Genomic DNA, 8705 nt, shown 5'->3' on the forward strand with positions numbered 1-8705 from the left:
CCGAGGTTTTTTCAGCCTCGTTACGATTTTGGAGTAGCGACGTGAAACTCAAGGAACTTTCAGAAGAACTCGAGACGCTAGGGAAAGAGAACGATGCGTCGGTAGAGCAGAAAGATCGCAAGTATCTCAACATCACCAGGGATACCGGGGAGTTCTTGTCGGTACTGATAAAAGCTGGCGCAGTGAGACAGGTTCTGGAGATCGGAACGTCTAACGGTTATTCCACTTTGTGGATAGCGTCCGCGCTACCAGAGGATGGACATGTGACCACTCTGGAAGTGTCTCCGTTCAAGATTAGTCAGGCCAAAAGCAACTTCAAACGTGCCAATCTCGATCATAAGATCACTGTGGTACAAATGGGCGCCGTCGATTATCTCGGGCAAGCTAGCCGTTTGTATGATCTGGTTTTTCTTGACGCCGACCGCGCGAGCTACGTTCAAGTTGCTGACCAAATCGTTTCCCTCATTCGGCCCGGGGGCATTCTGGTGTGTGACAATGCGGTTTCGCACGCTGAGGAACTGAGGGAATTCATTGATTTTGTCGACAGCACTGGCGGGTTTACCACCACTACTGTGCCGGTAGGCAAAGGTGAGTTCGTGGCGTGTAAAAAAACATAATCAAGACTGGTGGTGGGAACGCTTGGAACCGGTTTTTCTACAACCTCGTTAAGCACCAGGGGCGCTCATGCACGCGAATGTAGCCCGGTGCGGAATGTTATCCAATTGGAACGGAGGCACAGATGAGATCCATCGCAACGTCACTCATGTTTGTTGGAGAGCAGGCTGGGAAAGCCGAGGAGGCCATCAGGTTTTATACCTCGCTATTCGTTGGTTCAGAGATCGTCGATATTCAACGTTACCAGGCCGGCGAGCATGAACCAGAAGGTTCTGTGAAGATGGCGAAGTTTAAGATAAACGGTCGAGAGTTTATGGCGCTCGACAGCCACCTTGATCACCAATTTACGTTTACGCCCTCCATGTCGCTGTATGTTGAGTGCGAATCGGCGAGCGAAATTGAGGAAGTATTTAAAGCCCTGGCAGAAGGTGGCTCAGAGCTAATGCCGCTGGATAATTATGGTTTTAGCCAGAAATTCGGGTGGTTGAATGATAGGTATGGTGTGTCTTGGCAGCTAAACCTGTCGAACTAGTGTGGCGACAACTCCAGCCCAAAACCGTGCGCAGTGTTACGCAGTTTCCGCGGTTGCCGGAGGCCCTACATTGAACGCATAGGAGACTCAGACAATGGCGACAGTTAAACAGCCACTACCGGAGGTCGTTTCTTCGGAACAGTGGAAAGCGGCGCTGGATCAGCTTCTTGTAAAAGAGAAAGAGTTAACCCGGGCACGGGATGCACTGAACGCCGAGCGTAGGAAGTTACCGATGGTTAAGGTGGCCAAGCACTATACGCTCCAGGGGGAAAATGGCGCAGTGTCCCTGCTCGATTTGTTCGAAGGGCGCCGTCAGCTCATTGTTTATCACTTCATGTTTGCCCCGGATTGGAACGCTGGCTGCGACGGTTGCTCCTGGTTGGTAGATGCCATGACACACCCGGCCCACCTGCATGCTCGCGATACGTCGTTGGTTATGGTGTCACGCGCACCAAGGGAAAAACTCATGCAGTACAGGTCGCGGATGGGATGGACGGCGCCTGTTCCATGGTATTCGTCTTACGAGAGCGACTTTAACGTCGATTTCGGCGCAACCACGGATAACGGTGAACGGCACGGTGCCAGTGTTTTTATTCGCGACGGAGATGATATCTACCGCACCTACTATACGGGTGCGCGTGGCGTCGAATATCTCGGCACTCTCTGGACATACCTGGATTTGACCCCCTTTGGTCGTCAGGAGACGTGGGAAGACTCACCGGAAGGCTGGCCGCAGACGGAGCCCTACGTATGGAATCGCCGCCACGACGAGTACGACGTCTGACAACTCATATGGAGGAAAGATGGTATGAACACGGCTCCCGCACATTATCCCATCGGTAAGCCTGGCATTCCCTGGGGTGAGGTGGAACGTGCTGAGTGGTTGTCACAGCAGACCCGTCAACGGAGCTATGAGTCTGATGTGTTGAGCGTGATCGAGCGTCTGCGCCCACGTTTTGATGTGGAAGAATATGGCCGTCTGGATTATGGCGCCAACCATTATCCGCTGATGGCGATTCGCAGCCGCGACTGGCGTGAGGATTTGCCAGTCGTGCTGATAACAGGCGGGGTACACGGCTATGAAACCAGCGGTGTACACGGCGCACTGCAGTTTCTTGATCAGCATGCGGCGGATTACGCGGGCCGTGTCAATCTGTTGGTTGCGCCGTGCGTCAGTCCTTGGGCATACGAGCGCATTCATCGCTGGAACCCGAACGCGGTCGACCCGAACCGTTCGTTCCGAGATGATGGTTTGGCGGATGAGGCGGCGGCGCTTATGCGACTGGTGGCCCCCGTTCGCGATCATGCATTGATGCATATCGACCTGCACGAGACCACTGATACGGATGAAACCGAGTTTCGTCCCGCGCTCGCGGCCCGAGACGGCAAGCCGTTCGAGCCGGGGGAAATTCCTGACGGCTTCTATCTGGTCGATGACAGCGAAAGCCCAGAGCCCGAATTCCAACAGGCGTTGATTGAGGCGGTGGAGCAGGTCACACACATCGCACCGGCTGATGGTAACGGCGAGATCTTTGGCTCACCGGTCGCCGCTCGGGGCGTCATTCAGTACCCGCTCAAACAGCTGGGCCTGTGTGCCAGTATCACCAGTGCTCCATACAGAACCACCACCGAAGTCTATCCCGACAGCGCACGAGTGACCCCCGAGCAATGCAATGCAGCGCAGGCTACTGCCGTGTGTGCGGCGATCGACTACGTGCTGGTGAGCCCGTAGGGAAGGACAGTCATGATTCTGCAACTAACGTGGGTCGTTATGAGCAGCACAAATGTTTGAGGAGCTGCTCAACCCAGGCGGCTTCCAACTGTCTATTCCGTAATTTGTCTCTGGTTGAAAAAGCCCCTTCCGGCCGTAACGTCATGATGAGTGAGGCGAAAATTCCCCATCACTCAATTGCAACAGTGGGAGGTAAGCAATGGCAAACGCACAAAACTGGAAACGCGAGCGGGAACAGTATCAGGCGGCCTGGGCCAAGTACCAGAACGTGGCTGAGCGGATAGATGCCAAATACGAAAGCCTCGATAGTGGCATCAAAGACCAGGCGCCCGCCGAGGAAGATCTATCGGAGCTACAGGAAGCCTGGAAAGAGCTTGAGAACGCTCGTGAGCGCCTTGGTGAGTATAACAATGAGCTCCATGAGCGGCATATGGCCCAAGGTAAAAGCATGTGATTTTGTTGAGCAAGACCGCGCCATACTGAGGAAGCGCTAGAGGCGTATCCTGAACGCGTGTCTAGATAGCTTTTATCCGTGTCAAAGGCCGGAGAGTAGCGCTACTCTCCGGCCTTTATATTTGGATGGCAGTTAAAGCCAGGTCAGGCCCGCGCTGATAATGATGCCGGTGACGATCAGCAGCATCAGGCAGTAGCCCATGATGTCCTTGGCTTTCAGCCCAGCGATGGCAAGCACCGGCAGAGCCCAGAAAGGTTGCAAGAGATTGGTCCAGGCGTCGCCCCACGCAACCCCCATGGCCACTCTGGATATGTCAGCGCCAAGCTCCTGTGCAGCAGGCAGCATAACCGGCGCCTGAACGGCCCACTGGCCGCCGCCGGATGGCACGAATATGTTGACCACCCCGGCGCTGATAAAGCTCCAGAATGGCAAGCTCTCGGCGCTCGCAATGGACACAAACCCTGTTGAGATGCTTGCTGCCAGTCCGGAAGCTGTCATTACGCTCATGATGCCGGCGTAGAACGGAAACTGGATAACGATGCCGGCGCCGCCTTTCACGGCTTCATTCAGGCTGGCAAGCAGGCGCTTTGGGGTCTGGTGCAGGATGATGGCAACGAACAGGAACATGAAGTTCACGATGTTCAGGTTCAGCCCGCCACCCTCGATAAAGTATTGGAAGATGAATGCGATACCACTGAACCCGATCAGCCAGGCGAGTGTTCTGCTGTTCTCCAGGTAGTCGGCCGGGCGATTGATAACAACCGAAGTGTCGGGCTCATCGTCCAGGATTTTGGGGTCCGCGTACACGCTGTCTCTTTCGTTGGGCAGCATGAGGCGGTTAACCAGGGGCACAATAATAAAAAGTGCGGCGACGATGGCCAGGTTGAAGAAGGCGAAGATGGTTTCACTGGTGCCGATAACGCCGATCACATCTGCAGTGAAGTGGTTCTCTGTGGCAATCGTCAGTGGGATGGAGCCTGCAAGCCCGCCGTGCCAGACAATGAACCCGGAATAGGCACTGGCAATCAGCAACGGATAGTGTACGCGGATTTGCCGGGCGAGGGCTTTGGCAAACAGCGCGCCGACCACCAGGCCAAAGCCCCAGTTGATCCAACTGGCGATCAGCGCGATGAAGGTAACCAGTACAATTGCCTGGCCCGGTGTTCTGGCAAGGCCTGCAATCCGGTTCAGGATGCCACGCACCAGTGGGGTGCTCGCCATCATGAAGCCGGTGACCAGTACCAGCAGCATTTGCATTGAGAAGGTCAGCAGGTTCCAGAAACCGTCCCCCCACATCTCTACTACCGCCATGGGGCTATGCCCCTGGAACACCATAGCGGCAACGAATGACAGCAGTGTCAGTATGATGACGAATAGGTAGGGGTCCGGTAGGTATTTGTCTACCAGACTGACCATAGGTTTGGCTGCTCTGTCTAACACATTGTCCCCCAATATTTTTTTCAGCTTGTTTTGTTGCTGGCAAGCTAAACTAAAAGCCTGGGGTAGCACCAACTATCCTTTCGCCGTATTGCATTACTCATTCATTGGGGGAGGGGGTACTCCCACCTTCGTCTATTGCTCCCAGATAGCCCGATTTCTATAATCAATCGTTGGTCCGCTGCCTGATAGCGGCACAGCGATCTTCACAATCCCAATAAAAAGGAAAACCACATGTTGAAACGTCGCTCTCTTCTTGCTGCCGCGGCGGCTACCCTGCTGTTCAGTGCCGTTGCTCAAGCCGACTACAAGGATGAATACACCGTTTCCACCGTACTGCCGTCTGCGTTTCCCTGGGGCCAGGCTGCCGACAAATGGGTGGAGCTGGTGAAAGAGCGCTCCGATGGGCGTATCAACATGAAAATCTACAGCAACTCCCAACTGGTCTCCGGTGACCAGACCAAAGAGTTCTCGGCGATGCGCTCCGGGCTGATCGATATGTCGGTGGGGTCCACCATCAACTGGTCGCCTCAGGTGCCTGAACTGAACCTGTTTTCCCTGCCTTTCCTGATGCCGGATTATGCCGCCATCGATGCGATCACCCAAGGTGAAGCTGGCGAGGCTGTCTTTGCCGCGATCAAGAAGCGTGGTGTTACACCGCTGGCCTGGGGCGAGAATGGCTTCCGCGAGCTCTCCAACTCCAAGCTGACCATCGATGAGCCGGCCGATCTGGATGGCCTGAAAATCCGCGTAGTCGGTTCGCCGCTGTTCCAGGATACCTTTACGGCCCTGGGCGCTAACCCCACCCAGATGAGCTGGGCTGATGCCAAGCCGGCGCTGACCACCGGTGCCGTCGACGGCCAGGAGAACCCGTTATCGGTCTTTGACGTGGCGCGTATCGATCAGGTTGGCCAGAAGTACCTGACCCGCTGGCACTACATGGCGGACCCGCTGGTGTTTGCAGTCAGCAACAGCATCTGGGACCAGTTCAGCGAGGAAGACCAGGCGCTGCTGAAGCAGGCGGCGATTGATGCAGGCCAGTGGGAAATCGAGAAATCCCGTAGCGAAATCGATGCGACCCTGGCCGCCATCAAGGAACGTGGCGTAGAGGTCACCGAACTGACTGATGAGCAGCGTGATGCCTTCATGAAGGCCACCCAGTCGGTTTATGAAACATGGACTCCGCGCATTGGCGAGGATCTGGTCAAGCAAGCGCAGGAAGCGGTCGCCAACCGTAACCAGTAAGAGCGATCTGTTCAGGCGCCCACCGGAAACGGTAGGCGCTCTTTCCGAACCGGAGTTACCATGCCGTCCCGACCTCCCAAATTCCGGCTCGATGCCTGGCTGGCCACCATTGCCCTGGTTGCGATCTGCTTGATCAGCCTCGGCAATGTGATCGTGCGCTACGCGACAGATGCCTCCTTTGCCTTTACCGAGGAATTCTCGGTGTTCCTTTTGGTGGTGCTTACCTTCGCAGGCGCTGCGGTGGCTGCGCGACACAACCAGCACATTCGCATCGAGTTGATCGAGCACTATCTGCCGTCCTGGGCACGAAAGGTGGTGTTTGTCCTGCAATGGCTGGGCGGGGTGATGGTCTTGGGGATCATGACGTGGTATGGCAGTACTTTCGCCTTGCAGGAATACCAGTGGGAGTCATTGTCACCGGGTCTGGGATTACCCAACTGGATTTACGTGATTTGGCTGCCGCTACTATCTGCAGCCATCATCATCCGCATGACCCAGAACCTTGTTGATCGCCTTCGCGGCCGGGAAGACCCGGAGGTGATCCATGAGTCCTGATCTGCTGATGATTGGCAGTTTCCTGCTGGCGTTGCTGTTGGGCATGCCGGTCGCAATTGCCCTGGGCCTGGGCGGGCTGATGGGTATCGTAGCGGGACTGCCGCCCGCGATGCTGGGCACGTTTGGTACCAACACGTATAACAGCGTAGCCAAATACCCGCTGATTGCGATTCCCCTGTTTATTCTTACCGGCCTGATCTTCGAGCGTGCGGGCGTTGCCGCCGCGCTGGTGCGATTTGCCCAGTCGATCATCGGCCCCCGCCATGGTGGGCTGACCGTTGTTGCGGTGCTGGTGTGTCTGATCATGGGTGGCATGAGCGGTTCTGGTCCAGCTGATGCGGCCGCTGTTGCCATGGTGATGCTGCCAAGCATGCAGAAGGCCGGTTATCCGAAGCCGTTTTCGGCGTCGTTGATTGCGGCTTCGTCGTCCACAGCAATCCTGATTCCGCCGTCCATTGCATTGATTCTTTATTCCATCGTGGTGCCTGGTGTTGATCTGCGGGCGCTGTTCGCCGCCGGTATTTTCCCGGGCATCCTGGCGGGTGTGTCTCTGCTGGCGCCAGCGTTGTATTTCGCGAAAAAGTACCGTTGGGAAGACCCCGAAGCGGTCGAACGCCCGCCTTTCTGGCCCAGCCTCAAGGCGGCCTTGCCCGCGCTGTTTGCACCGGTGATCATTCTTGGCGGCCTGCGCTCAGGCCTGTTTACGCCCACTGAGGCGGCCGTGGTGGCGGTGGCATACGGCGTGCTGGTCGGTTGCGTGTTGTATCGCAATCTCAGCTTGCGGAACCTCTGGGGCCTGATGACAGACGCCGCCGTCACCTCCGGTGTGGTGATGTTCATCATCGCGCTGGCGGGCATCTTCGCCTGGGCGGGGACGACGCTGGGTACTTTCCAGCACCTTGCGGATGCCTTGCTGTCGCTCTCGGAAAACGGCTGGGTGCTGTTGGGGCTGGTGATGGTCCTGGTGCTGATTGCCGGAATGTTGCTGGATGCGATTTCGATCTACCTGATCCTGATTCCGATTGTTCTGCCGCTGATGAATCATTTTGGCTGGAACCCGATCTGGTTTGGCATCCTGCTGGCCATGAACATCGCCATTGGCCAGTTCACTCCGCCGGTTGCCGTGAACCTGATGGTGACCACCCGCATCGCCAACATTCGCCTGGAACACACCATCGGCTGGGCCATGGTCTTCGTGGCTGCGATGGCTGTCAGCCTGGTGCTGGTGATGTTGGTGCCGGGGATTGCGTTGTGGTTACCGGAAAAGCTTGGTTATGTGGTGGGGCCGTGGTAAATAGAGCACCGCTACGCGGTCTCCCCAAGGATTACCTATGAACCAACTTGATCTGCTTTACGGATTCAGCAGTGTCGTTATCGTTGTAATTCTCTTCATGGCGATAGTTGCGCTTAATGAAGTGGGATTTAGAGTAGGGCGTTTCGTACAGTCCCATACGGACGATGAAGTTAAAGCGCTCACGAGTTCCATTCAGGCCAGCGTACTGGGTTTATTGGCATTGTTGCTTGGGTTTACATTCAGCATGTCCATGCAACGATATGATAATCGAAGTATGGCCTTAATAGATGAGGCGAATGCCATAGGAACCGCAATACTGAGGGTTCAATTGCTGCCAGAGGAATACAGAGACGAAGCTGGCAATCTATTCCGGCAATATGTTGGTTTGCGTGTAGAAATTGGCCAGTTGGACCTTACCAAAACGGAAGAGCGTACTTCCTACAATGATAAAATCGCCGACTTGCAGAATCGGTTATGGGCATTGGCAATATCAGCTACCGAGGTGGACCCTCGCCCGGTAACAACTGGCGCATTTGTAAAATCACTCAATGACGTTATTGATAGTCAAGGTAAAAGAAATGCATTGCTTCAAATGCAAGTTCCAGAAGTTGTACTGGTTTTACTGTTTATAGTGTTCGTCTCCTCCGGGGGAATAATGGGGTATTCCGCAGGGTTGAGTGGAAAACGTATGTTCGCGCCGATAGTGTTGGTTTCCATACTGATTACCTTGATCGTCTTTATAATAATTGATCTGGATCGACCAAAACGCGGTCTTATACAGGTCAACCAGAGTGTCATGACTCAACTGCTGAATGATCGCGGTGTTTTTCAAGATAGTTGG

The 8705-nt window shown here is 55.2% G+C and carries 10 protein-coding genes; 9 read left to right on the plus strand and 1 reads right to left on the minus strand.

Annotation, left to right across the window (positions count from 1 at the left end):
* Positions 1-41 precede the first annotated feature (41 nt).
* The 5 genes from B2590_RS11715 to B2590_RS11735 all read left to right on the plus strand — a co-directional run bounded on the left by B2590_RS11715 (position 42) and on the right by B2590_RS11735 (position 3333).
* Positions 42-617: an O-methyltransferase gene (locus B2590_RS11715; protein ID WP_041335298.1), complete on the plus strand. Its 576-nt coding sequence runs from the start codon at positions 42-44 to the stop codon at positions 615-617.
* Positions 618-739: 122 nt separating this feature from the next.
* Complete coding sequence (locus B2590_RS11720) at positions 740-1147, plus strand: VOC family protein (RefSeq protein WP_041335301.1); 408 nt, start codon at positions 740-742, stop codon at positions 1145-1147.
* Between the two features lie 94 nt (positions 1148-1241).
* Positions 1242-1931: a DUF899 domain-containing protein gene (locus tag B2590_RS11725; protein WP_041335305.1), complete on the plus strand. Its 690-nt coding sequence runs from the start codon at positions 1242-1244 to the stop codon at positions 1929-1931.
* 24 nt (positions 1932-1955) lie between these two features.
* Positions 1956-2879: a M14 family metallopeptidase gene (locus tag B2590_RS11730; protein ID WP_278368237.1), complete on the plus strand. Its 924-nt coding sequence runs from the start codon at positions 1956-1958 to the stop codon at positions 2877-2879.
* 199 nt (positions 2880-3078) lie between these two features.
* The gene (locus tag B2590_RS11735; RefSeq protein ID WP_085681424.1) at positions 3079-3333 is read left to right on the plus strand and encodes a hypothetical protein; all 255 of its coding nucleotides are present in this window, start codon (positions 3079-3081) and stop codon (positions 3331-3333) included.
* Positions 3334-3465: 132 nt separating this feature from the next.
* Here the strand turns inward: B2590_RS11735 and B2590_RS11740 are convergent, their stop codons facing one another.
* Positions 3466-4773 carry a short-chain fatty acid transporter gene (locus B2590_RS11740; protein ID WP_041336804.1) on the minus strand — a complete coding sequence of 436 codons (1308 nt, stop codon included), beginning with the start codon at positions 4771-4773 and terminating at the stop codon, positions 3466-3468.
* Positions 4774-5004: 231 nt separating this feature from the next.
* Here B2590_RS11740 and B2590_RS11745 point away from each other — a divergent pair, with 231 nt between their 5' ends.
* The 4 genes from B2590_RS11745 to B2590_RS11760 form a co-directional block, all read left to right on the plus strand.
* On the plus strand, positions 5005-6015 hold the full coding sequence (locus B2590_RS11745; RefSeq protein WP_075195921.1) for a DctP family TRAP transporter solute-binding subunit: 1011 nt from the start codon (positions 5005-5007) through the stop codon (positions 6013-6015).
* A 60-nt stretch (positions 6016-6075) separates the two neighbouring features.
* Positions 6076-6570 (plus strand): TRAP transporter small permease, encoded by a 495-nt coding sequence (locus B2590_RS11750; RefSeq protein WP_041335310.1) that lies wholly within the window; start codon positions 6076-6078, stop codon positions 6568-6570.
* Positions 6560-7864, plus strand: coding sequence for a TRAP transporter large permease (locus tag B2590_RS11755; RefSeq protein WP_041335312.1), 1305 nt, complete (start codon positions 6560-6562; stop codon positions 7862-7864). The genes B2590_RS11750 and B2590_RS11755 overlap by 11 nt, the downstream gene beginning before the upstream one ends.
* A 37-nt stretch (positions 7865-7901) precedes the next feature.
* Positions 7902-8705: hypothetical protein (locus tag B2590_RS11760; RefSeq protein WP_286847950.1), on the plus strand; the 804-nt coding region annotated here is incomplete at its 3' end.

Origin of the sequence: Marinobacter sp. UBA3604 (genome assembly GCF_002375325.1) — a bacterium.
GTDB lineage: Bacteria > Pseudomonadota > Gammaproteobacteria > Pseudomonadales > Oleiphilaceae > Marinobacter > Marinobacter salarius.